This window comes from Variovorax sp. MPBD4-3, from assembly GCF_058809745.1.
Window position 1 is genome coordinate 38,083 of the sequence record NZ_JBXASW010000036.1, and the last position, 25,413, is coordinate 63,495.

23 protein-coding genes are annotated in these 25,413 nt (G+C 70.1%); 11 read left to right on the top strand and 12 right to left on the bottom strand.

Features of this window, described 5'->3' with window-relative positions; all coding sequences use genetic code 11:
* Window position 1 precedes the first annotated feature (1 nt).
* Both AC1RVW_RS19885 and lplT read left to right on the top strand, forming a co-directional pair.
* Window positions 2–835: a GNAT family N-acetyltransferase gene (locus AC1RVW_RS19885; protein ID WP_493201987.1), complete on the top strand. Its 834-nt coding sequence runs from the start codon at window positions 2–4 to the stop codon at window positions 833–835.
* The gene (lplT, locus tag AC1RVW_RS19890) at window positions 832–2,037 is read left to right on the top strand and encodes a lysophospholipid transporter LplT (RefSeq protein ID WP_493201989.1); all 1,206 of its coding nucleotides are present in this window, start codon (window positions 832–834) and stop codon (window positions 2,035–2,037) included. Before AC1RVW_RS19885 ends, lplT begins: the two co-directional genes overlap by 4 nt.
* Window positions 2,038–2,088: 51 nt before the next feature.
* On the opposite strand, the gene AC1RVW_RS19895 is transcribed toward lplT, so the two are convergent.
* A complete protein-coding gene (locus tag AC1RVW_RS19895; protein ID WP_285413694.1) occupies window positions 2,089–3,078 on the bottom strand; it encodes a Bug family tripartite tricarboxylate transporter substrate binding protein in 990 nt (329 codons plus the stop codon).
* A gap of 148 nt (window positions 3,079–3,226) precedes the next feature.
* Here AC1RVW_RS19895 and AC1RVW_RS19900 point away from each other — a divergent pair, with 148 nt between their 5' ends.
* The 5 genes from AC1RVW_RS19900 to AC1RVW_RS19920 all read left to right on the top strand — a co-directional run bounded on the left by AC1RVW_RS19900 (window position 3,227) and on the right by AC1RVW_RS19920 (window position 8,659).
* Window positions 3,227–3,784, top strand: a complete 558-nt coding sequence (locus AC1RVW_RS19900; RefSeq protein WP_493201991.1) for a VOC family protein — start codon at window positions 3,227–3,229, stop codon at window positions 3,782–3,784.
* Between the two features lie 10 nt (window positions 3,785–3,794).
* Complete coding sequence (gene mhpA, locus AC1RVW_RS19905; RefSeq protein ID WP_493201993.1) at window positions 3,795–5,276, top strand: bifunctional 3-(3-hydroxy-phenyl)propionate/3-hydroxycinnamic acid hydroxylase MhpA; 1,482 nt, start codon at window positions 3,795–3,797, stop codon at window positions 5,274–5,276.
* Window positions 5,277–5,294: 18 nt separating this feature from the next.
* Window positions 5,295–6,047, top strand: a complete 753-nt coding sequence (locus AC1RVW_RS19910; RefSeq protein ID WP_493201995.1) for an IclR family transcriptional regulator — start codon at window positions 5,295–5,297, stop codon at window positions 6,045–6,047.
* Window positions 6,048–6,096: 49 nt separating this feature from the next.
* Complete coding sequence (locus AC1RVW_RS19915) at window positions 6,097–6,954, top strand: fumarylacetoacetate hydrolase family protein (RefSeq protein ID WP_493201997.1); 858 nt, start codon at window positions 6,097–6,099, stop codon at window positions 6,952–6,954.
* A gap of 184 nt (window positions 6,955–7,138) precedes the next feature.
* A complete protein-coding gene (locus tag AC1RVW_RS19920) occupies window positions 7,139–8,659 on the top strand; it encodes a diguanylate cyclase domain-containing protein (protein ID WP_493201999.1) in 1,521 nt (506 codons plus the stop codon).
* Here AC1RVW_RS19920 and AC1RVW_RS19925 read toward each other — a convergent pair.
* A complete protein-coding gene (locus AC1RVW_RS19925) occupies window positions 8,647–10,743 on the bottom strand; it encodes a TonB-dependent receptor (RefSeq protein ID WP_493202001.1) in 2,097 nt (698 codons plus the stop codon). The genes AC1RVW_RS19920 and AC1RVW_RS19925 overlap by 13 nt on opposite strands.
* Before the next feature lie 46 nt (window positions 10,744–10,789).
* Window positions 10,790–11,683 carry a LysR substrate-binding domain-containing protein gene (locus tag AC1RVW_RS19930; RefSeq protein ID WP_106938072.1) on the bottom strand — a complete coding sequence of 298 codons (894 nt, stop codon included), beginning with the start codon at window positions 11,681–11,683 and terminating at the stop codon, window positions 10,790–10,792.
* Between the two features lie 106 nt (window positions 11,684–11,789).
* Between AC1RVW_RS19930 and AC1RVW_RS19935 the strand changes: the two genes are divergently transcribed.
* From AC1RVW_RS19935 to metC, 4 genes are all read left to right on the top strand, one after another.
* Window positions 11,790–12,380 carry a cysteine dioxygenase family protein gene (locus AC1RVW_RS19935; RefSeq protein ID WP_493202003.1) on the top strand — a complete coding sequence of 197 codons (591 nt, stop codon included), beginning with the start codon at window positions 11,790–11,792 and terminating at the stop codon, window positions 12,378–12,380.
* 86 nt (window positions 12,381–12,466) lie between these two features.
* Window positions 12,467–14,056: a rhodanese-like domain-containing protein gene (locus AC1RVW_RS19940; protein ID WP_493202005.1), complete on the top strand. Its 1,590-nt coding sequence runs from the start codon at window positions 12,467–12,469 to the stop codon at window positions 14,054–14,056.
* 64 nt (window positions 14,057–14,120) lie between these two features.
* Window positions 14,121–15,146 (top strand): Bug family tripartite tricarboxylate transporter substrate binding protein, encoded by a 1,026-nt coding sequence (locus AC1RVW_RS19945; RefSeq protein WP_493202007.1) that lies wholly within the window; start codon window positions 14,121–14,123, stop codon window positions 15,144–15,146.
* A gap of 44 nt (window positions 15,147–15,190) precedes the next feature.
* Window positions 15,191–16,405 (top strand): cystathionine beta-lyase, encoded by a 1,215-nt coding sequence (gene metC, locus AC1RVW_RS19950; protein ID WP_493202009.1) that lies wholly within the window; start codon window positions 15,191–15,193, stop codon window positions 16,403–16,405.
* Window positions 16,406–16,419: 14 nt separating this feature from the next.
* On the opposite strand, the gene AC1RVW_RS19955 is transcribed toward metC, so the two are convergent.
* The 9 genes from AC1RVW_RS19955 to AC1RVW_RS19995 form a co-directional block, all read right to left on the bottom strand.
* Window positions 16,420–17,004: a lipocalin family protein gene (locus AC1RVW_RS19955; protein WP_106938068.1), complete on the bottom strand. Its 585-nt coding sequence runs from the start codon at window positions 17,002–17,004 to the stop codon at window positions 16,420–16,422.
* An 89-nt stretch (window positions 17,005–17,093) separates the two neighbouring features.
* Window positions 17,094–18,191, bottom strand: a complete 1,098-nt coding sequence (locus tag AC1RVW_RS19960) for an alpha/beta hydrolase (protein WP_081269282.1) — start codon at window positions 18,189–18,191, stop codon at window positions 17,094–17,096.
* A 99-nt stretch (window positions 18,192–18,290) separates the two neighbouring features.
* Window positions 18,291–19,289 (bottom strand): Bug family tripartite tricarboxylate transporter substrate binding protein, encoded by a 999-nt coding sequence (locus tag AC1RVW_RS19965; protein ID WP_081269281.1) that lies wholly within the window; start codon window positions 19,287–19,289, stop codon window positions 18,291–18,293.
* 35 nt (window positions 19,290–19,324) lie between these two features.
* The gene (locus tag AC1RVW_RS19970; RefSeq protein WP_493202013.1) at window positions 19,325–20,560 is read right to left on the bottom strand and encodes an acyl-CoA dehydrogenase family protein; all 1,236 of its coding nucleotides are present in this window, start codon (window positions 20,558–20,560) and stop codon (window positions 19,325–19,327) included.
* A gap of 17 nt (window positions 20,561–20,577) precedes the next feature.
* A complete protein-coding gene (locus AC1RVW_RS19975) occupies window positions 20,578–22,167 on the bottom strand; it encodes an AMP-binding protein (protein WP_106938065.1) in 1,590 nt (529 codons plus the stop codon).
* A gap of 124 nt (window positions 22,168–22,291) precedes the next feature.
* Window positions 22,292–23,311: a LysR family transcriptional regulator gene (locus AC1RVW_RS19980; protein WP_081269278.1), complete on the bottom strand. Its 1,020-nt coding sequence runs from the start codon at window positions 23,309–23,311 to the stop codon at window positions 22,292–22,294.
* Between the two features lie 46 nt (window positions 23,312–23,357).
* Complete coding sequence (locus AC1RVW_RS19985; protein WP_493202016.1) at window positions 23,358–23,777, bottom strand: sel1 repeat family protein; 420 nt, start codon at window positions 23,775–23,777, stop codon at window positions 23,358–23,360.
* 139 nt (window positions 23,778–23,916) lie between these two features.
* Window positions 23,917–25,197 carry a M20/M25/M40 family metallo-hydrolase gene (locus AC1RVW_RS19990; RefSeq protein WP_493202018.1) on the bottom strand — a complete coding sequence of 427 codons (1,281 nt, stop codon included), beginning with the start codon at window positions 25,195–25,197 and terminating at the stop codon, window positions 23,917–23,919.
* A gap of 126 nt (window positions 25,198–25,323) precedes the next feature.
* A partial coding sequence (locus tag AC1RVW_RS19995) for a CstA-like transporter-associated (seleno)protein (RefSeq protein WP_493202019.1) occupies window positions 25,324–25,413 on the bottom strand: 90 nt, incomplete at its 5' end.

Consider the following 25,413-nt stretch of genomic DNA (forward strand, 5'->3'; position numbering starts at 1 on the left):
CATGCAGACGGAAACCATCGCCCCGCACGCTTTTCAGATCCACCGGCCCGCCGCGCACGCACCCGTGCTGGAAACGCGCTGGGCCGACTGCGAGGAAGACCTGCGCGACGCCCAGCGGCTTCGCTTTCGCGTGTTCGCGCAGGAAATGGGCGCGCACCTGGCACCGCCCGAAGGCACGCCCCCCGGGCTGGACGCCGACCGCTTCGATCCCTTCTGCGACCACCTGCTGGTGCGCGCCATCGACCCGGAGCACGGCCCCGGCCCGCTCATCGGCACCTACCGCGTGCTGACGCCCGATGCGGCGCGGCGCGCGGGCGGCTTCTACACCGACACCGAGTTCGACCTGACCCCGCTCATGCCGTTGCGCGGCCGCGCGCTGGAGCTGGGCCGCTCGTGCGTGGATGCCGGGTGGCGCTCGGGCAGCGTCATCATGGCGCTGTGGACGGCACTCGGGCAGTACATGGTCGAGCACCGGCTCGACACCATGATCGGCTGCGCCAGCATCGGCATGGAAGACCATGGCCTGGCCGCCGCGCGGCTGTGGCACCGGCTGTGCCGCACGCACCTGGTCGAACAGCGCTGGCGTGTCGAGCCGCGCATCGCGCTGCCGCTGGACACCGACCTGGAGGCCGATGCCTGCAGCGGCGCCGCCGCGCCGCCGCTCATCAAGGGCTACCTGCGCTGCGGTGCCCGCCTGCTCGGGCCGCCCGCGCTCGACGCGGCCTTCAACACCGCCGACCTCCCGCTCATGCTGCGGCTGGACGACGTCGCGCCGCGCTACCGCCAGCACTTCTTTGGCGTGACTTGCGGCGTGCCTTGCGGCGTGTCCACGTGAGTCTGGCCGCACGCCCGCGGCGCGCGCTGGCCTCCGTGGTGGGGGCGCAGTTCCTGAGCTCGCTGGCCGACAACGCACTGCTGATCGTCGCCATCGACCTGCTCATGCAGCAGCACGCGCCGGGCTGGATGACGCCGGCGCTGCGGGTGTTCTTCTACGTCTCTTACGTGCTGCTGGCCGCCTTCGCGGGCGCGGTGGCCGATGCCGCGCCCAAGGACCGGGTGCTGATGGCCACCAACCTCGTCAAGCTCGGCGGCTGCGGCCTGCTGCTTTGGCATGTGCAGCCGCTGGTGGCCTATGCGCTGGTCGGCCTGGGCGCGGCCGCCTATTCGCCGGCCAAGTACGGCATCCTGCCGGAGCTGCTGCCGCAGGACGCGCTGGTGGGCGCCAACGGCTGGATCGAGGCGACCACGGTGCTGTCGATCCTGTTCGGCGTGGCGCTCGGCAGCTCGCTGGTCGGCAGCAGCCAGGCGCTGGTGGCCATTGGCGCGGTGTACCTGCTGGCCGCGGCATGCACGCTGGCGATTCCGCACACCCCGGCACGCGATCGCGCGGCGCTGGCGCATCCGGGCCTGCTGCTGCGGGACTTCAGGCATTCGCTGGGGCTGCTGTGGCGCGACCCCGACGCACGCATCTCGCTGGCAGTCACCAGCCTGTTCTGGGCCGCCTCCGCCACGCTGCAGTTCATGGTGCTGCGCTTCGCCGCCGAACGGCTGGGGCTGAAGCTGTCGCAAGGGGCGCTGCTGCAGATCGCGGTGGCCATCGGCATGGCACTGGGTGCGCTGGGCGCATCGCGCTGGTTTCCGCTGCCGCGCGCCCGGCGCGCGCTGCCGCTGGGCGTGGTGCTCGGTGCCGCGGTGCTGCTGATGACCCTGGTCACGCAACCCATCGTCGCGGCCGTGCTGCTGGTGGCGATCGGCGCGCTCGCGGGCCTGCTGCTGGTGCCGATGAATGCGCTGCTGCAAAGCCGCGGCCTGCTGCGCATGAACCCGGGCCAGTCGATCGCGGTGCAGAACTTCAACGAAAGCCTGGCCTCCCTGGCCATGCTGGGGGTGTACGGCGCGCTGCTCTACTTCGATGCGCCGCTGCTGCCCACGCTGGCGGGGTTCGGCGGCTTCCTGGTGCTGGCCATGGCCGGCATCACCGTCTGGTCGCACCGACTGGGGCCGGCGAGCGATGCGCTGGCGGCGCAGAACGTATAGCCGCGAAGAGGGCACCCGGAGGTGCCTCCTCGTTCGATGGCCGGCCGCGCGTCAGTCGAGCTTGACGTTGGCCTGCCTGATCACCTGGCCCCACATCTGGCGGTCGTCATGGATGAAGGCGGCGAACTCCGCCGGTGAGTTGCAGCGCAGCTCACCGCCGTAGTCGCGCCACTTCTTCGCCAGTTCTTCGGACTGACAGGCCTTCTGCATGGCGGCGCTGAGCTTCTCCAGGATGGGCTTGGGCGTGCCGGCCGGCGCGAGGATGCCCTGCCAGGCGATGGGCGCGTAGTCCGGCAGGCCTGCCTCGGCGAAGGTCGGCACTTCGGGGAAGCTCGGATGCCGCTTGCTGCCTGTGATGGCCAGCAGCTTCAGCCGGCCGGCGCGGATGCTTCCGGCCGCAGCGGGCAGGCCGTCGAACATGGCCTGCACCTGTCCGGCGATCAGATCGGTGTAGGGGCTGGTGCTGTTGTAAGGCACGAGGTTGGTCTTCACGCCCGCGACGTTGTTGAACCACACGGCCGACAGGTGCGAATAGCTGCCGATGCCCGCCGTCGCGACCGCCACTGAATCGGGCCTGGCCTTGAGTGCCGCAATGAGCGCGCGCGCATCCTTCGCCTCGACGCCGGGCGTGGCGATGAGCCCGGTGTTCAGCACGCCCAGCAGGCTGACGGGCGCGAAATCCTTCTCGGCGTTGAACGGCAGCTTCGCGTACAGGTGCGGCACCACCGACAGCGAACTGGTCGTGCCGATGTACAGCGAGTAGCCATCGGCCGGCGCCTTGGCGGCCACCTCGGTGCCGATGATGTTCGAGGCACCAGGCCGGTTTTCCACGAAGAAGGTCTGGCCCAGGATCTTCGTGAGCTCGGCGGCGATCTCGCGCGCATTCGCGTCGGGCCCGCTGCCCGCGGGAAAGGGGGCAATGATGCGCACCGCCTTGCTCGGGTAATCCGCCTGCGCCGCCGCGCCGCCGGCCACTGCGCCGGCCGAGGCCATCACGCCGAGGGCCATCCAGCGGCGGACCGTCATCTTCAGAACTCTCATCGGTTTGTCTCCTGTTGATCTTGCGTGCCGTTTGCACGAGGTCGAATGATAGATAAATGCGTTGTATTGTCAAAATACGATAATCTGAATATCATTTCTTCAACGCAGAGCCGGATACCGGACCGCTTTATCGCCAGGAGACATTGAATTGACCGAAAGCAGCCCATCGAACCTGCAGTTCAGCCACATCGGCCTGTACGTGAGCAACCTCCCGCGCATGGCGCGCTTCTACCGCCAGGCCCTGCGCTTCACGCAGACCGACGCGGGCGACCTGGGTGCGGTGCAGCTGGTGTTCCTGAGCCGGGACCCGCGTGAGCACCACCAGTTTGTGCTCGCCACCGGCCGGCCGGCCGATGCGGGCTTCAACGTGGTCAACCAGATCTCCTTCCGGGTGCCCGACATCGCCACGCTGCGCCAGTTCCACGACCGGCTGCTGGCCGAGGGCGCGAGCGACATGCACCCGGTGACGCATGGCAACGCGGTGTCGGTGTATTGCCGCGATCCCGAGGGCAACCGGCTCGAGCTCTTCATGGACACGCCCTGGTACTGCGAGCAGCCGCTGCGCGAACCGGTCGACCTGTCCCAGCCCGACGAGGTCATCCTTGGGCGTGCGGAAGCCATCGCCAGGCGGTTTCCGAAGTTCATGAGCCGCGCCGAGTGGCAGGCCGAGGTGGCGCGCCGCATGGAAGAAGACCAGCGTGGCTGAGCCGCGGCACATGCACGACGTCGCGATCGTCGGACTCGGCCCCACCGGCGCCACGCTGGCCAACCTGCTGGGCGCGGCGGGGCTGTCGGTGGTGGTGCTCGAGCGGGAAGCCGGCGTGTTCCCGCTGCCGCGCGCGATCCACTTCGACGGCGAGGTGCTGCGCATCCTGCAGGGCGCAGGACTGCGCGAGCAGGCCCTGGCCATCGCGCGCCCCGGCGAGCAGGGCATGCACTTCGTCAACGGCGCGGGCGAGACCATGCTGATACGCGGCGGCAGCGCCGCGCTCGGGCCGCACGGCTGCGCCAACAACTACTACTTTCACCAACCCGAGCTCGAGGCCGTGTTGCGCGAAGGCCTGGCGCGCTTTCGCAATGTGCAGGTGCGGCTGTGCAGCGAGGTGACCGGCGTCGCGCAGGACGCGGACGGCGCCACCCTGGCCGTGCGCGAAACCGGCAGCGGCCGGGCGTCCACCGTGCGCGCGCGCTACGTCATCGGCTGCGACGGCGCGCGCTCGCCGGTGCGACGGCACATGGGCAGCGCGATGCTCGACCTCGGGCTGCGCCAGCCGTGGCTGGTGTTCGACGTGGTGCTCACCCAGCCGGTCGACCTGCCCACGCACACGGTGCAGCACTGCGACCCGGCACGACCCATGACCTATTGCAACGTGGTCGGCGACCGTCGGCGCTGGGAGATCATGGTGCTGCCCGGCGACGACCGCGAAGCGCTGGTGCAGCCCGCATCGTTGTGGCGGCTGGTTGCGCCTTGGGTGCGGCCCGACCAGGCGCGGCTGGAACGCGCGGCCATCTACACCTTCCATTCCGTCATTGCGCAGGGCTGGCGCCGGGGCCGGCTGCTGCTGGCGGGCGATGCCTGTCACCAGACGCCGCCCTTCCTCGGCCAGGGCATGTGCGCGGGCATCCGCGACGCGGCCAACCTCGCATGGAAACTCGAAGCGGTGCTGGCGCGGCAGGCCCCCGATGCGCTGCTCGACACGTACGAATCGGAACGCGCACCGCATGTGCGCGCGCTCATCGAGCTGGCGGTGCGGCTGGGCAACATCATCCAGACCACCGACCCGGCGCTGGCCGCCGAGCGCGACGCGAAGTTCCGCGCAGGCCGCCCGGAGATCTTCGAGCTGCCGCCGCAGGTGCTGGGCGAAGGCGCCTTCGACGCGCAGCCCGGCTCGCCCGCGGGCCGGCCGTTTCCGCAGCCGCGCCTTTGCGACGGACGGCTGCTCGACGACCTGCTGGGTCGCCGCAGCGCGGTCATCGGCCAACCCGCCGCGCTCGCGGCCGCCGCTCCCGCCACCGTCGAGCGCTGGCGACGCGCCGACGCGATGGTCATCGACCAGCCCGACGCGCCGCTGCGCGACTGGCTCGACGCGCAGGAAGCGCAAGCGGTGATACTGCGGCCCGACCGATATATCGTCGGCGTCGCGCGCACGGGGCTCGATCTGGATCGCATCTCGCAACACCTCCCCGTCGCGCCATGACATCCTGGAGGAAATCGCGTGCCGGAAAAATCCCTGTCCAGCCTGGGCCGCATGCTGGGCGTTCTCGACCTGTTCGACGACACGCACCTGACACGCACGGCGGACGACATCTCGGCCGCGCTCGACGTGTCGCTGCCCACGGGCTACCGCTACGTGCGGCTGCTGCTGGAGGCCGGCCTGCTGCAGCGCGTGGAGGATTCGCACTACGCGCTGGGGCCGCGCATCATCCTGCTCGACCACTACATCCGCAAGGCGGACCCGGTGCTGCGCGAAGGCATTCCGGTGATGCGCGAGCTGGTGGCGGCCACCGGCTTCGACTGCGTCGCTTCGGGCCTGTTCGGCATGCAGGTGCTCGACACGCACCGCGAGATGGGCGGTGCGCCGCCCGCGCTGGCCTACGGGCGCGGCAGGCCGCGTCCGCTGTTCCAGGGCGGCGCGCCCAAGGTGCTGCTGGCCACGTTCGCGCCGGCGCAGTTGCGCAAGGTCTTCGACGCCCGCCACGGCGAGCTGGTGCGCTGCGGGCTGCCCGCCGAGTGGAGCGAGTTCCGCCGCTACTACGCGGCGATCCGCAAGGCGGGCCACTACATCTCGATCGGCGAACTCGAGCCGCAGCTCGCGGCCGTCGCCGCGCCGATCCTGAAGGCCGATGGAGGCGCGTGGGGCGCCATCTCGCTGGTCTTCGACACCTCGCGCCTGTCGATCGTCGATCTCGACAAGATGGTTCACCTGATCACCGAGGGCGCTTCGCGCATTGGAGGTCGCCTGGCGTAAACCCGTTTCCACAACCACCACGTGCCCTCGCGGGCCTCACGGACAGACCATGAAACTCATCAGCTACCAACACAACGGCATCGACAGCTACGGTGCGGTGACAGGCGAGCGCGCGGACCGCGTTGCCGACCTGCGCGGCATCTTCGGCAGCCGCGCGACGGACCTGAAGGCGCTGATTGCCGCCGGCCTGCTGGACGAGGCCGCCGCCGCCATCGCCAAGGCCGACGCCACGCTCCCGCTGGGCGAAGTGCAGTTGCTGCCCGTGATCCCCAACCCCGGCAAGATCGTTTGCGTGGGACTCAACTACGGCGAGCACGTGCGCGAGACCGGCCGCGAGATCACCGAGAAGCCCACGCTCTTCCTGCGCGTGGCCGAGTCGCAGGTGGCGCACGGCGAAGATATCGTGCTGCCGCCCGAGTCGAGCAAGCTCGACTACGAGGGCGAGATCGCCATCGTCATCGGCCGGGGCGGACGGCGCATCGCCGAGGCCGATGCGTGGAACCACATCGCCGGCTACGCCTGCTACAACGACGGCAGCATCCGCGACTGGCAGACCGCGACCCCGCAGTGGACGGCCGGCAAGAACTTCTGGCGCACCGGTGGTTTCGGTCCGTGGATGGTCACGCGCGACGAGATCGCCGACGGCCAGGTCATGACGCTGGTCACGCGGCTCAACGGCCAGGAGATGCAACGCACCACCACCGACAAGCTGATCCACGGCATTCCCCGGCAGATTGCGCACATCTCCGCCTTCATGCCGCTGGCCGCGGGCGACGTGATCGTCACCGGCACGCCCGGCGGCGTGGGCGCCAAGCGCACGCCACCCGTGTGGATGAAGGCGGGAGACAGTGTCGAGGTGGAGGTCGACGCGATCGGCGTCTTGCGCAACGGTGTGCGCATGGAGTGACACGCCTCGCCGGGCAGGAGCCCGGGCCGATCGGTCGCGGCGGCGCAGAAGGTTCGGGTAAAAGATGAAGTAATTCGTTTACAGTCCGCAACATCCGCTCCACGACGCCACCGCCCGAGTGAACCTCAGAAAATCTGCCAACAGTCTGGTTGTTCGCCTGCTCGTGATGGGTCTGCTGATGGCCATGCTGGGGACCGCCGCCAGTTACACCCAGCTCACCCGCTTCCTGCGGGAAGACCTCACCCGGTCGGTGGCGGTGCAGCAGACGGCCCTAGCCGATTACGTGGCACGCGATGTCGACAACTACCTGGGCGAGCGCCTCTCGTTCCTCGAGCGCCTGGCGGCCACGCTGCCGCCCGAGCTCCTGGCCCGGCCCGAGCGGCTGCGGGCCTGGCTGGAAGAACGCAGCACCCTCAGCGCCCTCTTCCCGATCGGCCTGAAGGTTGCCGACGCCACCGGCAGGCGTCTCGATGGCGCGGGCCAACTCACAACGGACGATCCGGAATTCGAGGCCGCGCGCCACGGGCAGCCGGCGCTGGGCCGGGCCCGGGCAGCCGCCTCCGGGCACTCGGTGCTGCCCATGGCCGTGCCGCTGCGTGACGCCGCCGGCCGGGTGAGCGCCGTGCTGCTGGGCACCGCGGACCTCTCGGCCGACGGCCTGCTCGACCACCTGCAGCGCGGGCGCGTGGGCCAGGACGGGGGCATCCTGGTGGTGTCGCCGCGCGACCGGATCTTCGTGGCCTCCACGGACGTCGGCATGTCGCTCACGCCCACCCCGCCCGAGGGCGTGAATCCCCTGCACGACCGGGCCATGGCCGGCTACCGCGGCAGCGGAACGACCCGCAACGCCAGGGGCATCGAGGAAATCTCCGCCATCGCGTCGGTGCCGACCAGCGGCTGGTTCGTGGTGGCGCGGCTGCCGGTGGCGCAGGCATTGGCGCCGGTGGGGCGCATGCAGACCTTCATCCTGCAGCAGCGCGCGCCCGCGGTGGCGGCGGTGCTGGTCGTGATCGGCCTGATCATGGCCTGGCTGCTGCGCCCGCTGCTGCGCGCCGCCGACCAGGCCGACCGGATGACGCGCGGCGAACTCGCGCTCGCACCGCTGCGGGTGGTGCGCAACGACGAGATCGGCCACCTGACCCAGGCATTCAACCGGCTGCTGGCCAAGCTGCAGGACAACCAGGAGGCGCTGGCCCGCCTGGCCCATCACGACACGCTGACCGGCCTGCCCAACCGCAAGCTGCTGGACGACCGGCTCCTGCAGGCGCTGGCGCGCGCCAGGCGGCATTCGCACCGGGTGGCCGTGCTCTATCTCGATCTCGACGGCTTCAAGATGCTCAACGACACCCTCGGCCACGAGGCGGGCGACCAGGCCCTCCGGGAAATCGCGCGCCGGCTGCAGGCGCTGGTGCGCCAGACCGACACGGTGGCGCGCATCGGCGGCGACGAATTCGTGCTGCTGGCCGCCGACATCGAAGGGCCCGCGGACCAGAACGCCCTGGCGCTGGCGCGGCGATGCGTCGAGGCGATCGCCCGGCCGCTGCAGTTGGCGCGGTCACCGATCGTGATCGGCGCGTCGGTCGGCATCGCCCTGGGCAGCGGCGGTGAAACCCCGCAGGACCTGCTGTCCACCGCCGACAAGGCGATGTACCGGGCCAAGCAGAACGGGCGCGGCCACTGTGTCGCGGCCGCTCAGAACGTGTAGCGCGCGCTGACCCGCACGCTGCGCGGCTCCATCGGGTGGATGTGCCGGTCGTTGACGCCGCCGCCGCAGGTGCCGCCCGCCACCTCGCCCGCGGTGCACGAGGCGTAGTAGTACTCGATGTCGTTGCCCTTGCGGCCCGCCAGGTTGAACACGTCGAGCCCCAGCGTCAGGCGCTTGTCGACCGCATAGCGCGCGCCGAAGTTCAGCAGCGTGGCCGCGCGCGAGCGCACGCTGTTCAGCGTGTCGAGCGCGCGCGGCCCCATGTGGCGCAGCCGCAGCGATGCGGTCCAGGGGCCTTCGGCGTAGGTGATGCCGGCCGCCAGCACGCGCTCGACGGCGTTGTCGATGTAGTTGCCCTCGCCTTCGGGCGCCGCGCCCTTGAAGCGGGCGCGCGACACGGCGGCGTCCACCTCCAGGCGCCAGGCGCGGTCGAACTTCCAGCGCAGCGTGGCCTCGAGCCCGCGCCGCGTGCTCGCGCGCCCCGGCTCGGTGGTGCCCGCGTCGCCGACATAGACCAGCTCCGAAGCCAGGCCGAGCTTCCACAGCGCCACCGTGGCGGTGAGGTCTTCGTCGGGCTGGAAGCGCCAGCCGATCTCCGCGCCGCGGCCCTTCACCAGCGCGGGCACGCGGTCGGCCGGCAGGCCGCTGCGCGGGTCGGCGGCGATGACGGCACCGCGCACGTCGTTGCTGTGGAAGCCCACACCCGCGTTCAGATAGAACTCGTGCGCCGGCGTGGGCGAGAAGGCCAGGCCGAACTTGGGGCTCAGCTGCGAATCGTGGCCCTTGCCGCTGTTGAGCGGGCCATAGACCGGCTCTCGGCCCTGCACGTTGTAGTGCAGCGCGTCGCCGCGCAGGCCCACGTAGCCGCGCCACCGGTCGCTGAAGTTGACGAGCTGCTGCCCATACACGGAGAACAGGTCCTGCGAGACCTTGTCGTCGCGCAAGGTGCCCAGGCGCTGGCGCGCCTCGGTGTCGTAGAGCCCGACCTCGCCGATGCGGTCGCCGCGCCACTGCGCGCCGAAGCTCAGCAGTCCGTCGAGCCCGGTGATCTTGTTGGCCATCGCGTGCGAGCCCTGCGCGCCGAAGATGCGGCGGCGGTCGGTCTGCTCGAACTGGTCGCCGTTGACCGGGTTGTTGAGGAAGTAGGTGAAATCGGAGAACAGGTCGAAGCGGTAGTCGATGGCGTAGGCGCTGAACTCGGTGTCGCCGCCCGGGCCCTTGTCGAACCACCTGCCCGACAGGCTGATGCGCTGGGTCTTGCCGCCGTCGGTCGGGTTCAGGCTGCCGAAGCGCGGCAGCTCGCCGCTGTCGATCAGCCGCTCGGGCACCTGGTCGGTCGAGGTCCACCGGCTCTTGTAGGCCATGGCGGTAACGCTGAAGCCGCGCGTCTGCGAGCCCTGCGAATAGCGCAGCACGGCGTTGGTCTTCCTGAGGTTCTCGGGCACGTTCCAGGGGCCGTTGTTGCCTTCGAGTTCGATGGCGCCGAGCCAGGTCTGGTCCTGCACGGTACGCGAGCCCGCGGCCAGCAGGCGGCGAAAGTCGTGCGAGCCCACGGTCACTTCGGCAAAGGGCGATTCGAGCGCGCTGAAATAGTCGAGCGACGCGCTGCCCGCGAGCGAGAAGTCGCCGCTCTGCGCGAAGTAGGGTCCCTTGCGGTAGCGCACGCCCGACACCAGCTCGGGAATCAGGAAGTTCAGGTCGGCATACCCCTGGCCATGGCCGTGCGTGGGCATGTTGACCGGCATGCCGTCGACCGTCACGGCGAAGTCGGTGCCGTGGTCGAGGTTGAAGCCGCGCAGGAAGTACTGGTTGGCCTTGCCGTCACCCGAATGCTGCGTGGCGACCACGCCGGGCACCGCCTCGACGATGTCGCCGGGCCGCAGCTTGGGCCTGGACTGGAACGACTCGCGCTCCACCGCGCCCTCGCTCGCGCTGTCGGCCGTGCCGATGGCCGCATCGCGCGGGCCGACGATCTGGATCTCCGGCAGATGGCTCTGCTGCGCGCAGGCCGCCGCGCTGCCGAACAGCGCGCCGAGAAGCCAGGGCCTCGGGAGGCGCGAAGACGCGCGAGATGAGAAGTTCATGAATGCCCTTGTCTCCGACCGATGTTGTTGCACGCAAGCACATCGGTTACGCGGCGAAACCCTTGCTGGATTCGTCGGCGGGCGGCAGCCGCAGGTGTTTCTTCAGCGTCTCGAACACCTGCCGCGTGACCGGGTTCACGACGTGGCTGCGCACGTAGAGGTGGTAGGCGAGGTCGGGCAGGCGCGGCATGCCGTCGCCCGCGCCCAGCACGCGCAGGCCCGCGTCGAGCTGCTCCACGCCGCGTGCCGTCACCCCCAGCCCCGCGCGCAGCGCGGCCTTGATGCCGATCAGGCTCGACGAGGTGTAGCGCGGCGTCCAGGCCACGCCCGCCGCGTCGAGCGCCTCGTGGCCGATGCGCCGGAAGATGCTCGGTCCGTCGGCCATGATGAGCGGCACCGGCTTGGCCGGGTCGTGCACATAGCTCGCGGCGCACAGCCACACGGTGGGCGAGTTGCGCAGCACCACGCCTTCGAACTGCGACTGCTCGTCCGCGCGGTTGGAGATGATCATGTCGACCTCGCCGCTCTTGAGCGAGGTCATCAGGTAGGGGCTGCGGCCGATGTGGATGTCCAGCTGCAGCAGCGGCGAGGTGCGCGCCACCTCGGTCAGCAGCAGCGGCAGCATGGTCTCGGCCACGTCGTGCGGCGCGCCGATGCGCAGGTTGCCTTCCAGCTGGCCCTGGCGCAGGCTGCGCAGCGCTTCGTCGTTCAGCGCCAGCATGTGGTGCGCGTAGGTGAGCAGCCGCTCGCCGTGCCCCGTCAGCCGCTTCTGGCGCCCCTGCTTCACGAACAGCGGATGGCCGATCTGCTCTTCCAGCCGCTGCATCTGCTGCGTCACGGCCGACTGCGTGCGCTCCAGGTGGACGGCCGCCGCCGCGAAGCTGTGGTGGCTGACCACGGCGGCGAAGGAGCGCAGGAGTTCAAGGTCAAGCGTGGGCATGCATCAATTTTATTAATGTGTTTCTTGCGCCGCCTGGATTGTTGCGTCACGCCGCCGTCACTACAGTGAATGCACACCAAACAGGCAACCCCACTGGAGAAACCGAATGAGCACCCCGTCCGAGCAACGCAAGCAGGCCGTCGCCGCGTCCATCGCCACCATGAAGAAAGCCATCGGCGGCGCTGAAGCGACCCGGGAAACGCTCGACACGGTGCTCGCCTCCCTGCAGGACCTGGCCGCGCACGCCGAGTACTGGGGCGCCGCCGACTTTCCGGCGCCCGAGGCCGGCGAGCACCAGGCGCGCTACCTCATTGCCGAGGACCCGGACCAGAGCTATGCGCTCTACCTGAACGTCATGCGCCCCGGCAAGAAGATCGTGCCGCACAACCACACGACCTGGGCCTGCATCGCGGCCGTGGAAGGCACCGAGCACAACCGCGTGTACGCGCGCACCGACGACGGCAGCGTGCCCGGCGTGGGCAAGCTCGAGGAAACCGCGCTCGTGGTGGTGGCGCCGGGTCAGGGCATCGCACTGATGCCCGAGGACATCCATTCGGTGGAGATCCAGGGCGAGCAGGTGATCCGCCACCTGCACATGTACGGCCGCGCACTGGAAACGCTGAACAGCCGCACCGCCTACGACCTGGCGGCGGGCACGTACCAGACCATGGGCATCGGCGTGCAGACGCGGCGCTGAGGCGCCCCCTCCAACCTTCTTTTTTCTTCATGCGGGCCGCGCACAGCGGCCTCGCAGGACCTCGTTCGTCCCAACGACTTGCCCCCATGACCTCCTTCATCGACCCGAAGACCCTCAAGACCTGGCTGCACGACGGCCGCGAGATCGCGCTGCTCGACGTGCGCGAGCACGGCCAGTACGGCGAGGCGCACCTGTTCTACGGCATTCCCCTGCCCTTCAGCCGGCTGGAACTCGACGCGCCGCGCCTGGTGCCGCGCCGCGGCGTCCGCGTGGTGGTCTACGACGAAGGCGACACCGACGTGGCCGAGCGCGCCGCCGCGCGACTGGCCGCGCTGGGCTACGGCGCCGTGCATGTGCTGCAGGGTGGCGCCCGTGCCTGGAAGGCCGCTGGCCATGTGCTCTTCGCGGGCGTCAACCTGCCCTCCAAGACCTTCGGCGAACTGGCCGAAGAGGCATATCACACGCCCCGCGTCAGCGCCGGCCAGCTCGCCGAGATGCTGGCGCGCAAGGACAAGGTGGTGGTGCTCGACGGCCGCCCCGTCAGCGAGTTCCACAAGATGAACATCCCCGGCGCCACCTGCTGCCCCAACGGCGAGCTGGCCTACCGCGTGCGCCAGCTGGTGCCCGACACCACCACGCCCATCGTCATCAACTGCGCGGGCCGCACCCGCAGCATCATCGGCGCGCAGACGCTCATCAACCTGGGCCTGCCGAACCCGGTCTACGCGCTGGAGAACGGCACGCAGGGCTGGTACCTCGGCGACCATGTGCTGGAGCACGGCGGCACGCGCCGCTATGCCGACGACAGCGGCAACACCGACCTGCGCCCCGCGGCCCAGGCGCTGGCCGCCCGCTTCGGCGTGCCCAGCGTGAATGCGCAGACCGTGCGCGAGTGGGCCGGCGATGCGCAGCGCAGCCTGTTCCTGTGCGACGTGCGCACGCCCGAGGAATTCGCGGCCGGCAGCCTGCCCGGCGCGCAGCACACGCCCGGCGGCCAGCTGATGCAGGCCGGCGACCAATATTTCGGCGTGCGCAACGCGCGCCTCGTGCTGTTCGACGACGACGGCGTGCGCGCGCCGACCGTCGCGAGCTGGCTGCGCCAGATGGGGCATGACGCGAGCGTGCTCGAAGGCGGGCTGGCAAGCGGACTGTCGCTGGCACCCGCCGACGCGCCGGCCGCGCCTGTGCTGGCCGCCATCGACGCGCGGACGCTCGCCGCGCGGCTCGAGCAAGACGACGTCGCGCTGGTCGACCTGCGCGGCAGCATGCAGTTTCGCGCCGGCCACATCCCGCAGGCGCGCTGGTCGATCCGCCCGCGCCTGGCCCGCGACCTCCAGCACGAGCCGCGCCAGATCGTGCTGGTGGCCGACGACGCATCGCTCGCGGCCTGGGCCGCCGCATCCGAACTCGCGGGCCGCGCTCCCGCGCCGCTGCTGCTCGCAGGCGGCATGGCCGCATGGCGCGCCGCCGGCCTGCCGGTCGAGGCCACGCCCGCGCTGCCCGCAGACGCGGACTGCATCGACTACCTGTTCTTCGTGCACGACCGCCACGACGGCAACAAGGAAGCCGCGCGCCGCTACCTCGCATGGGAGACCGGCCTCGTCGCGCAGCTCGATGCGCAGGAGCGCGCCGCCTTCCGGCTGCCACCCGCCGCCGCGCCGCACGCCCAGGGCTGACGCCCGCCTTTCCCCGCCGCCCTTTCTGTTCGTCCTTGTCCGTTCCTATTCCAGGAGTCCTGTCATGTCGTTCGCCAGCCGCATCCCGCATCTTGTCCGTCTCGCCGGTATCACGGCGCTTGCCGCCTGGCTCGCGGCATCCGCCCTGCAGCCCGCTGCCGCTGCAGCCGAAACGCTGGCGCCGCGCAACGGGTTTCCGTCGCAGACGATCCGCTTCGTCTCGCCGTTCCCGCCCGGCGGCGGCAACGACGCGACGGCGCGCCTGGTGACCACGCGCCTGCCGGAAGTCATGGGCCAGGCCGCGGTGGTCGACAACCGCGGCGGCGCGGGCGGCAACATCGGCGCCAAGGCCGTCGCCGAGGCCAGGCTCGACGGCTACACCGTGCTCACCTCGCAGGTGTCGATCATGGCGGTGAACCCCTCGCTCTACGCATCGCCCGGTTTCGACCCGATCAAGAATTTCATCCCGATCACGCAGATCAACGCCGCGCCGCTCGCGCTCGTGGTGGACGCCAACTCGCCGCTCAAGAGCTTTGCCGACCTCGCCGCCAAGGCCAAGGCCAGCCCCGGCAAGGTGACCTACGCCACGCCCGGCAACGGCACCCTGTCGCACCTCGTCGGCGTGGTGCTGTCGAAGGACAACGGCATCGCCATGACCCACGTGCCCTACAAGGGCGCCGGCCCGGCCCTGACCGACCTGCTCGGCGGACAGGTCGACATCCTGGTCACCTCCACCTCGTCGGTGGCGGGGATGGTGCAGAACGGCAAGCTGCGCGTGCTGGCCGTCACCAGCCCGCGCCGCATCGGCGTGTTCGCCAAGGCGCCGACGCTGGAAGAACTGGGCTACGCCGGCGCGCGCTTCGAGGACTGGTACGGCTTCTTCGCCCCGGCCGGCACACCGCCCGAACGCGTGGCCTACCTGAACGAAGCCATCGTGCGCACCCTGCACCTGCCCGAAGTGGCCAAGCTCGTCACCGACGGCGGCAGCGAGGTGGTGGCCAGCACGCCCGAAGCCTTCGCGGCGCAGCTGCGCCAGGACATCGAACGCTGGTCGCGCATCGTCAAGCTTTCCGGTGCCAAGGCGGATTGACGCAACATAGCGGCCTGCCGCCCACTTTCGCCCTTCATCGAACCATGTCCGCTTCGCACCACGACGACCCCGCCGGCCAGTCCCTCGACACCCGGCTCACGCGCACCGGCAAGACGCCTTCGTATGCCGGGGGCGCCCCCGTCAACACGCCGCTGGTGCGCGCCAGCACCGTGCTGTTCGACAGCGTGGGCGCGATGCGCGACGCCCGCGCGCGGCGCGACGAGGAACGCGTCTTCAGCTACGGCGCGCGCGGCACCCCCACCACCTTCGCCCTCGAAGACGCGGTGAGCGAACTCGAAGGCGCCTACCGCACGCGGCTCTTTCCCACGGGCCTTGCCGCCATCGGCATGGTGCTGCTGTCGTACCTGAAGCCGGGCGACCACGTGCTCATGTCGGACAGCGTGTACGAGCCCACGCGCAACCTCGTGACTTCGTTCCTCGCGCCCTACGGCATCCGCAGCAGCTTCTTCGCGGCGGACGGCAGCGGCATCGAGGAACTGTTCGAAGCCGATACCCGGCTGGTGTACGCCGAATGCCCCGGCTCGCTGGTCTACGAGATGTGCGACCTGCCCCGGCTCGCGGCGCTGGCCCATGCGCGCGGCGCGCTGCTGGCGGCGGACAACACCTGGGGGTCGGGCCTGCAGTACCGCCCGCTCGCGCTGGGCGCGGACATCTCGACGATGGCCGCGACCAAGTACCTCGGCGGCCACTCCGACGTGATGATGGGCACGGTCGCGACCACCGAGGCCGCATGGCGCCCGCTCAACGAGCGCTGCGACGCCTTCGGCATGACCGTGAGCCCCGACGACGCATGGCTGGTGCTGCGCGGCATGCGCACCCTGTTGGCGCGGCTGCAGGTGCACGAGCGCCATGCGCTCGAAGTGGCGCACTGGCTCGAGGCCAGGCCCGAGGTGGCGACGGTGTTCTGCCCCGCGCTGCCGCAGCACCCGGGGCACCACCTCTGGAAGCGCGACTGCAAGGGCACCAACGGGCTGCTGTCGATCGAACTGCAGCCGGGCATCGGCAACGCGGCGGTCGAGCGCTTCGTCGACGCGCTCACGCTCTTCGGGCGCGGCTCTTCATGGGGCGGCTATGAAAGCCTGGTGGCATGGACCAACATGCGCGCGGCACGCAGCGTGACCGACTGGAGCGGGCGCGGCGCGGTCGTGCGGCTGCACATCGGGCTGGAGTCGCCGGCCGACCTCACGGCCGACCTGGCGCGCGGCTTCGCGGCGCTGAACGCGCAAGCCCCCGGCTGAACGCCCGTGCGCGGCTACTTCGCAGCTGCCGCGGCGTCTTCGGGCCAGCGCTGCGGCACCCGGCGCAGGTTGTCCGTCGAATAGCCCAGCGTCTTCAGCCGCGAGACCGCCGCCTCGTACACCGGCTCGGGAATGGTCGGCGTGCGCGCCATGATCCAGGCGTAGTCGCGATCACTCCTGCCGATGATCGTGAGCTGGTAGTCCCTGTCGACATCGACGATCACGTACTCGGCCTTCACCGGCCAGATGAACTGCATGCCCCACACCGCGTTGCCGGTGCCCGGCACCACGCTGCCGACCGGGTTCATCGTCTTCAGCGGGCCGTCGAACGCGCCTTCGCGGTAGCGAAAACGCGTGTCGATGCGCCCGTCCGGCTGCAGCGTGTACGACTCCACCGCATTGAAGGCATTGCGCTCCGGCCGCGTCGGGATGTTGCCGATCACGTACCAGTCGCCCATGAAGCGCTGCAGATCGACCTGCTTGACCGGCGGGATCGTGGGCGGCGAGACCGCGCAGCCCGCAATGAGCAAGGCCACCGCCGCGCCCGCGGCGATGAGAACGGGCGGGCTGGCCAGGAAAGTTCGCAGGGATCGCTTCATCGTGCCTCCACAGGGGGGAATCGGAGCGCGAAGCGTACCGGCCCCGCGGGGCATCTCGCGTCGGACGGCGCCTTGCCTGACCTGCCTACTTAGCGCCCCAGGTGCCTGTCGAAGAAGCGTGCGATGTCGCCGAACGCCTCGCGCGTTTCCGGCGCGTTCGCATCGATGCCGTATTGCGCGTGCGACTGCCCTTCGTACACGTTGAGCTCGGCCTCGACACCGGCGCGCCGCAGCTTGCGGTGCGTGCGCACGGTGTTCGACAGGAACAGGTCGCGCGTGCCGGTGGTCAGGATCGCGGGCGGAAAGCCCTTGAAGTCGCCGTAGATGGGCGAAAGCTGCGGGTCTTTCAGGTCGCGGCCGTTGGCGTAGAGCAGCGCGGCACGGCCGAGCCAGCCGTCCCAGGTGACGAGGATGTTGTCGATCCATTCGTTGGTCTGGTAGGTGTCGCCGATCTTCGCGATGTCGGACCACGGCGTGCCCGGCGCAATGGCGCCGGGCAGCGGCACGCGCTCGGCCTTGGCGCGCAGCACCAGCGCGAGCGTCATCGCGCCGCCGGTGGACGTGCCGAACACCGCCATGTTCTGCGGCTTGTTGGTCTTGAGCAGCTCCTTCCAGACGGCCATGGCGTCGTCCATGGCCGCGGGGTAGGGATAGTCCGGCGGCATGCGGTAGTCGACCGAGACCACCTTGTAGCCGCCGAAGCCTGCCAGCAGCATGGCCTCGGGCAGCGCGGATTCGCCGGGGCCGAACACATAGCCGCCGCCATGCACATGCATCAGCAGCCGCTTCTCGTTGCCCGGCGCGATCCTGTTGGGCGTGACGACGAAGGCGTTCACGCCCGCGATCTTCACGGACTGCACGGACACGCCGAGCTTTTCCTTCAAAGCCGGAATCGCGGCGATCACCGGCGCGGCACGGCGGTTGACCAGCTCCTTCCACTCGGCCGCGTTGCGCGGCGCCGCATTGAAGTGCGACGGATACGGACCCGCGATCAGCGCCTGCATCTGCGGGCTGACCTCGTTGACCGGCACCGGGCTGACCTGCGCCGGCGAGCGCCGCGCACCGGGCTGCGCGTTGGCGGCGGCCTGCGCGGTGGCCTTGTCGGCATAGGTCTGCGGGGTTTGCGCGCACGCGGCGAGCACGAGGGCCGCGAGCAGCGCTGCGACACGTGGAATGGCGACGTTCATCGGTTTGGGCTCCTGTGTTGTCGCGCCATGCTCTCACCGCCCTTGCGCCACTGGCCTCCGTTGAAACCCGCCTGTGCGTACGCACAGGAGACAAGCGTGCTACAGCGGCGAAATCCCGGCACTCTTCATCATCCGCCCGGTCAGGTCGATCTCGCTGCGGATCACCTGCAGGTAGTCCTGCGGCGTCGACGGCATGACCTGGCTGCCCAGTTCCGTCAGCGCGGCGATCACCTTCGGCTCCCTGAGCAGGCCGCTGAACACTTCGTAGATGCGGTTCGCGATCGCGTCGGGCGTGCCGGCCGGCAGCGAGAGGCCGCCCCACGATGTGAGCTCGACGCCCTGCAGTCCCTGCTCGGCGAGCGTGCGCACCTCGGGCAGCGCGGGGTTGCGCTTCGCGCCCGCCACGCCCAGCGCCTTGAGCTTGCCGCCTTTGACGTGCGGATACGCCACCGCGAAGATGGGCATGCCGAAGCTCACCTGGTTGCCCAGCACCGCGTTCACCAGTTCCGACGCGCCCTTGTACGGCACATGCGTGGCGGTGATGCCCGCCGCATGGAGGAACAGCTCCACGCCCAGGTGCGAGGGCGTACCCACGCCGCCCGATGCGTAGTCGAGCTTGCCGGGGTTGGCGCGCGCCTTGTCGATCAGCTCCTGCACCGACCCGATGCCCGACGACTCGCCCACGACCAGCAGCACGTCGGACGTGGTGATGCGCATGACGTGGCGAAAGTCCTTCATCGCGTCGTAGCCCGGGTTCTTGTACATCCGGACGTTGGCGGCCATGGGCCCGGCCGAGTAGATCCAGGTGTAGCCGTCGGGCGCGGCGCGCGCCACCTGCCGCGCGCCGATGTTGCCGGCCGCGCCGCCCTTGTTCTCGATGATGATCGGCTGGCCCAGCAACGGCCCGGCCGCCTCCGCCAGGATGCGCGCGCCGATGTCGGGGCCGGTGCCGGCCAGGTAGGGCACGACCCACTTGATGGGCCGGCTCGGCCAGTGGTCGGCCGCGTTCGCGGCCGTGGCGGCCAGCGGCAGCAGGGGGATGAAGGGCGAGGTCGCAAGCGCGCGGCACAGCGCGCGCCGCGTGAGATGGGTTTGCACGGTCTTTTGTCTCCTGGGATTTTTTTGTGCGGCGTCTACTTCGCCTCGCCGATGAGTTCGCGCGCGATGATGTTCTTCTGGATCTCGCTGGTGCCGGTCAGCACCCGGTACATGCGCAGCATGCGAAACAGGAACTCCACGCGGCGCCCCTGCACGATGCCTTCGCCACCATGGATCTGCACCGCCGCATCGGCAATGCGGAACGCGGCTTCGGAGCAGAACAGCTTGGCCATCGAGGCATCGGCACGCGCGTCGCCGCCGGCGTCGAGCTGGCGCGCGGTCGAGATCATCAGCGCGCGTGCCGCGGCCAGCTGCGTGGCCATGTCGGCCAGCGAATGCTGGATGGCCTGGAACTCCGCGATCGGGCGGCCGAACTGGCGGCGCGTGCGGGCGTAGTCGCGCGCGTCCTTCAGCGCCACGGTGGCAAGGCCCACCATGCCGGGGCAATGCAGCAGCCGGTTGACGGCAATGCGGCCCAGCGCCAGCGCAAGCCCCCGGCCGGTCTCGCCGATGAGGTGGGTGGCCGGCACGCGGCAATCGGTCAGCACGATGTCGCCGGTGGTCGACTGGCCGGCCATCGTCTTGTAACCCGACTGCACCTCCACGCCTGGCTGGCCCAGGTCGACGAAGAACGCCGAGACCTCGCGGCGCTCCGGGCTGTCGGAGGTGGAGGCCATCAGCACCGCGTAGTCGGCGAAGGGCGAACCCGAGATGAAGCGCTTGCGGCCGTTGAGCACGAAGACGTCGCCCTCGCGCCGCGCCAGCGTCTGCACGGCGCCGGCGTCGGAGCCCGCCTCGGCTTCGGTCAGCGCGAAGCAGATGGCCTTTTCGGCCTGCGCCACGGGAAGGATGAACTTCGCGAGCTGCATGGGCGAGGCGAAGCGCGCGAGCGCACCCACGCGCGGCGGCCCGCTGAGCTCGCCGAACACGTGGGGCGCGAGCGGTGAGCCGCTCGAATAGATCGACTCCTTGATCAGCACATGATCGAGCAGCGAGAGCCCGAGCCCGCCCATCTGCGCGGGCAGCGTCATGCCGTAGAAGCCGAGTTCGTGCGAGCGGCGCCATACGCGCTGCAGCGTCGCCTTGTCGGGGCTGTGCTCGTGGTCGATGCCCTTCTCATGCACCAGCGCCGCAAGCTCGCCGTTCAGGAAGTCGCCGATGCGGGCGATCAGTTCGGCCGCGCGCGGCGAGCCTTCGAAGGGGCCGTCGAAGAGCGGCGCGCGCACGTCGGCCGCCAAGGTGGGCCCGGGGGTCGTGGTTTCGGCATTCATGGTGTTATCGCTGCTCCTCAGTTCACGCGGCGGTCGTGCCCGGCCCAGTACGGCGTCTGGATGGCCTTGCGCGCGATCTTTCCGTTGGCGTTCTTCTGCAGCGCGTCGACGAACTCGATGCGCCGGGGCCGCTTGAAGCCGGCGAGCCGTTCGGCGCAGAAAGCATCGAGCGCGGCGGCGTCGAGCACGGCGCCGGGCTTGCGCACGATGTGCGCCGCCACGGCCTCGCCCCATTTGTCGTCGGGCACGCTGAACACGCAGGCCTCGTCGACCGCCGCATGCTGGTAGAGCACGGCCTCGACCTCCGACGGGTAGACGTTGAAGCCGCCGCTGATCACCATGTCCTTCTTGCGGTCGACGATGTAGATGTAGCCCTCGTCGTCGGCGCGCGCGAGGTCGCCGGTGTGGTAGCGGCCGTTCTTGAGCACCTCGGCCGTGAGCTCGGGCGCGCGCCAGTAGCCCGCAAAGACGTCGGCCCCGCCCACCACGATCTCGCCGATCTCGCCCGCCGCCACGGGCCGGCCTTCGTCGTCGCAGATGTCGACCTGCGATTCCAGGAAGGGGCGCCCGCACGAGGCCAGCCGCTCGGGCATCGCGGCGCGCGCGAACAGGTGGTCGTCCACGCTCAGGCCGCACACGCCGGAGGTGGTCTCGCCCGCGCCGTAGCCCTGCGAGAGCACCGGGCCGAACACGTCCATCGCCTGCATGATGCGCGCCGGCGCCATGGGCGCCGCGCCGTAGCCCAGCCGGTGCAGGTCGGGCAGCGGACGGTACTGGCCCTGCACTTCGGCCAGCAGCATGTTGATCATGGTGGGCACCATGAAGGTGTGGGTCACGCGCTCGCGCTTCATCTCGGCGATGAAGCGCGCGGGCTCGAAGCCGGCGAACAGGCGGATGGTCGCGCCGCTGCACAGGGCCGGCACCAACTGCATGCCCGACGCATGCGTGATCGGCCCGACCAGCCCCAGCAGATCGCCGGGACGCGGGTTGTCGGCGCGCATCAAGAACTTGCGCAGCTGCGCGAGCCGGTTGCCGAAGGTCTGCATGGCCGCCTTGAGCACGCCGCTGGAGCCCGAGGTGTAGTGCAGCACCGCGAGTTCGTCCGCATGCACGCGCGCCGCGGCGAAGCTGTCGCTGGCCAGCGCCATGCGGCCCTCGTAGGAGGCGGGCGTGTCCTGGGCGGCGTCGAGCAGCAGCAGGCGCGGCGCGGCGCCCTTGAGGTGCGGCAGGAAGCTCTCTGCCCGCTCGGCGGTGGTGACGACCAGCGCAGCCTCGCTGTTGGCGATGACCTCGGCCACCTCGACGGGCGCGAGCCGTGCATTCATCGGCGCCTTCACCAGCGCCGCCTTGTAGCAGGCCAGCTCCAGCTCGACGATCTCGATGCAGTTGGGCAGGTAGACACCCACGCGATCGCCGCGCTGCAGGCCCAGGCCGCACAGCGCGTTGGCCAGCCGGTTGGAGCGCTGCTCGAGCTGTTGGTAGGTGACGGCGCGCGACGCGCTCGTGACGGCAAGGCGCCGGGCGTGGATGCGCGCGGCACGGGATACGAGCGCGCCGACATTGGCGATCTCATGGGCGGCTGGGGGCAGCAAGGTTGTCTCCTTCATGCGCGTGCCACAAGCACGCGGTACGGGCGACTTTCGCCGCAGACGGCGCCCGACAACAAATACCGATTGCTGATGCGCGGCCATCAAAAAAGATGATGGCCAGCCCGAGCCCCTGCGCTCGCGACTATGGCCCGGCCGTCTTGCCGCGCCGGCCTGGCAGGAACTCGGCCTCCCAGCGGCCGGCGTCGATCAGCGCGCGGGTCTCGTCGACCAGCACCTGCATCACGGCGCGCGTTGCGGGGTCTGGCTCGCGCGCCGAGGAGGTCGCGAGGTAGTAGGTGCGCGCCAGATCCGGCTGCACCACGCGCGCGGCGAGCCAGCCGCCGCCGGCAGGCGGCGCGTCGGCCATCGCGCAGGCCGGCGAGAACGTGAAGCCCGCGCCTGCGAGGTACAGCGAGCGGATGACGCGGGCCGAATCGTGCTCGTGAGCGATGTTGAGTTCCAGCCCCAAGTCGTTCGCCGCCGCCTCCACGCTCGCGCGGATGCTGAAGCGGCGCGACTGCAGCACGAGCGGCAGCCCGGCAGCGCGCGCGAACGGCAGCATGGGGCGCCGCGACGTGGCGGCCTTGCCCCGCCCCTGCTTCTTCCCGCCCGGTGATGGCAGCGTCATCGCGGCCACTTCGCCGCCGGGGTCGTAGCCGCAGATGAACATCGGCTCGCGCACGAAGGGTGTCACGTCCAGCCCGTTGAGGTACTCGGTATCGACCAGCAGGCCGATGTCCGCGCGACGGTCGACCATGGCCTTGCGCACCATCAGGCTCAGGTCGTCGATGACGAACACGCGGATGCGCGGATGCGTGCGCTTGAGCCGCGCCAGCACGGGGCCGAGCAGCAGCGACGACAGCAGGAACGGCACCGCGACAGTGACCGAGCCCTCCGGCCCCTCGGGCGGACGCTGCAGGCGATCGCGCATCGCGCTCGCATCCGACAGCAGCTTGCGCGCATCCTGGTAGAGCTGCAGGCCGGCGGCCGTGGGCGTGACGCCCGCGTGCGAGCGTTCGAACAGCTGCGTGCCGAGTTCGAGCTCCAGCTTCTTGATCTGCGCCGTCAGCGCGGGCTGCGCAACATACAGCGCCACGGCGGCGCGCGAGAGACTGCCCGCCTCGAGCACGGCGATGAAGTAGCGCAGGGATCGGAGTTCCATCAACTCCCGATTCTGACCTGAAGGCCAGCCGCCCGCGGCGCGGGCTTCAGCCGCAGGCGCTGCGCCCTTCGGGCGAGCCGCGCAGCCGGTTCAGGAACACCAGCTGCGCCCGCGCGCTCGCGCTGCCCTGCGCCGCCGCGCGATGCATCCATGCGCGCGCCTCGCAGCGGTCGGCCTTCACGGCGGCGCCATAGAGGGTCGGGCCGGTCAGCAGCACCATGCCCAGCATCTCCTGCGCTTGGGCATGGCCTTCGTCGGCGGCCTGCCGCAGCATGTCGAGCATGGTGGCGTAGTCGCGGTCCGACTGCGCTTCGAGGGCCAGCTGGAAGCGCTGCTCGGCATGCAGCCGGGCGCTGGCGTCGGTCGGCTGCGCGGCGCACAACGCGGCCGCGACGCACAGCGCGCCCGACAAGGCAATGCGCCAGCGCAAGGACCAGCTGGCGATCTGGTTGAGTTCGGATGACATCGGCAAGCTCCGCGAATGAGATGGCATGCATCGTCTCTTCGCGGCGCCGACGGGAAAAGCTGGAATTGGCTCAGGCGGCCTCAGCCTTCGCCTGAGCCTGCGGCCTCGCGTCGCCGCGAGGAAGGCAGCCTGCACCGGGTCAGTTGTTCGCGCTCAGGTCCATCAGCATGCGCGACAGCAGGTAGAGGCGCGGCACCACGCTCTCGACCTCGGCGTACTCCTCGGGCGTGTGGATGCCGCCACCCACGATGCCGAAGCCGTCGAGCACCGGCACGCCCACGCCCGCCACCAGGCTCGCGTCGGCCGCGCCGCCGCTGCTCTCGATGGTGAGCTTCTTGCCGATCTCGGCGTAGATGCCCTCGGCCATCTTCACGAGCTTCTCCGATGCGGGCAGGCGCGGCATCGGCGGCAGGCCGCGCACCAGGCGCACGCGCACCTCGGTCTCGGGAATCAGCTTGTTCTGCGCGATGCGCACCAGGTCTTTCTCGACACGGTCGAACTCTTCCGGCGTGGCCGCGCGCACGTCGCCCTTGGCGCTCGCGGTGGCGGGAATCACGTTGGTCGGGCCGTTGGCGGTGATCACGGTGAAGTTGACCGTGGTCTTCTTCACCGGGTCGGCCGTCTTCGACAGCTGCAGCACCTGGTGCGCGACTTCCATCGCGGCATTGCGGCCGGCCTCGGGCGCCACGCCCGCGTGCGCGGCCACGCCCTTCACCTCGACCAGCGCGGTGGCCGAGCCCTTGCGCTCGACCACGAGGCCGTCGGCCGGGCGGCCCGGCTCCAGGTTCAGCGCCACGTCATGCTCCTTGGCCACGCGCTCGATCAGCGCGCTGGTGCCGACGGAGCCCGTCTCCTCGTTGGTGTCGAGCAGAAAGGTGATCTGCCCATAGTCCTTGAAGCCGATCTGCTGCAGGATCTTCAGCGCATAGAGGCCCGCGACCACGCCGCCCTTGTCGTCCATCACGCCGGGGCCGTAGGCGCGGCCGTCCTTGACGTAGAAGGGCTTGGCGGCGGCCGTGCCGTCCTTGAACACGGTGTCCATGTGGGCGAGGATCAGGATCTTCTTCTTGCCCTGCCCCGTGAACGTGGCCACCACGTTGGTGCCGGGGTGCGGGTCGGCGGGGAAGGTCTCGATGCGCGCGCCGAGCTTGCGCAGTTCGCCCACGGCCATCTCGCGCACCTTGTCGAGCCCTTCGGTGTTGGCCGACCCCGAGTCGATGTTGACCATGCGCTCGAGCATCTGGAGCGCCTCGTCCTTGTATTGCGTGGCCGCATCGAGCGCGCCCTGGTGCGGCTTCTGGGCCAGGGCGTTGCCGCCGGCCAGCAGCGCGCATGCAAGCACCACCCCGTGGCAGACGGAGCGCAGCGGCGCCGGTTTGTTGGTGAGCTTGGTGGAGGATGAGCGCTTGGAAGAAATCATGGGTTGCGTTGTGTTGTTCGCTGGTGTTCGACGAAGAAAAGCCTGCGCCTCGCGAGGCGAGGGCAGGCTATCACCCGCATTCTGCGCGGGTCAAGCGAACACGAACAACGGCAGACGAAGCGCCGGCTAGCAGCAGCGCCCCTTGCCTGCCCCGTAGCGCGCCTCCAGCCGTTCGCGGAAGAAGGCTTCGTAGCTCATGGGCGGGCGGTCCGGGTG

Excerpts from the sequence above, each read along its gene's own strand:
- AC1RVW_RS19885 (WP_493201987.1), top strand. The coding sequence starts at position 2 with ATGCAGACGGAAACCATCGCCCCGCACGCTTTTCAGATCCACCGGCCC.
- AC1RVW_RS19895 (WP_285413694.1), bottom strand. The coding sequence starts at position 3,078 with ATGAGAGTTCTGAAGATGACGGTCCGCCGCTGGATGGCCCTCGGCGTG.
- mhpA (WP_493201993.1), top strand. The coding sequence starts at position 3,795 with ATGCACGACGTCGCGATCGTCGGACTCGGCCCCACCGGCGCCACGCTG.
- AC1RVW_RS19915 (WP_493201997.1), top strand. The coding sequence starts at position 6,097 with ATGAAACTCATCAGCTACCAACACAACGGCATCGACAGCTACGGTGCG.
- AC1RVW_RS19920 (WP_493201999.1), top strand. The coding sequence starts at position 7,139 with ATGCTGGGGACCGCCGCCAGTTACACCCAGCTCACCCGCTTCCTGCGG.
- AC1RVW_RS19925 (WP_493202001.1), bottom strand. The coding sequence starts at position 10,743 with ATGAACTTCTCATCTCGCGCGTCTTCGCGCCTCCCGAGGCCCTGGCTT.
- AC1RVW_RS19930 (WP_106938072.1), bottom strand. The coding sequence starts at position 11,683 with ATGCCCACGCTTGACCTTGAACTCCTGCGCTCCTTCGCCGCCGTGGTC.
- AC1RVW_RS19935 (WP_493202003.1), top strand. The coding sequence starts at position 11,790 with ATGAGCACCCCGTCCGAGCAACGCAAGCAGGCCGTCGCCGCGTCCATC.
- AC1RVW_RS19940 (WP_493202005.1), top strand. The coding sequence starts at position 12,467 with ATGACCTCCTTCATCGACCCGAAGACCCTCAAGACCTGGCTGCACGAC.
- AC1RVW_RS19945 (WP_493202007.1), top strand. The coding sequence starts at position 14,121 with ATGTCGTTCGCCAGCCGCATCCCGCATCTTGTCCGTCTCGCCGGTATC.
- metC (WP_493202009.1), top strand. The coding sequence starts at position 15,191 with ATGTCCGCTTCGCACCACGACGACCCCGCCGGCCAGTCCCTCGACACC.
- AC1RVW_RS19955 (WP_106938068.1), bottom strand. The coding sequence starts at position 17,004 with ATGAAGCGATCCCTGCGAACTTTCCTGGCCAGCCCGCCCGTTCTCATC.
- AC1RVW_RS19960 (WP_081269282.1), bottom strand. The coding sequence starts at position 18,191 with ATGAACGTCGCCATTCCACGTGTCGCAGCGCTGCTCGCGGCCCTCGTG.
- AC1RVW_RS19970 (WP_493202013.1), bottom strand. The coding sequence starts at position 20,560 with ATGAATGCCGAAACCACGACCCCCGGGCCCACCTTGGCGGCCGACGTG.
- AC1RVW_RS19975 (WP_106938065.1), bottom strand. The coding sequence starts at position 22,167 with ATGAAGGAGACAACCTTGCTGCCCCCAGCCGCCCATGAGATCGCCAAT.
- AC1RVW_RS19980 (WP_081269278.1), bottom strand. The coding sequence starts at position 23,311 with ATGGAACTCCGATCCCTGCGCTACTTCATCGCCGTGCTCGAGGCGGGC.
- AC1RVW_RS19985 (WP_493202016.1), bottom strand. The coding sequence starts at position 23,777 with ATGTCATCCGAACTCAACCAGATCGCCAGCTGGTCCTTGCGCTGGCGC.
- AC1RVW_RS19990 (WP_493202018.1), bottom strand. The coding sequence starts at position 25,197 with ATGATTTCTTCCAAGCGCTCATCCTCCACCAAGCTCACCAACAAACCG.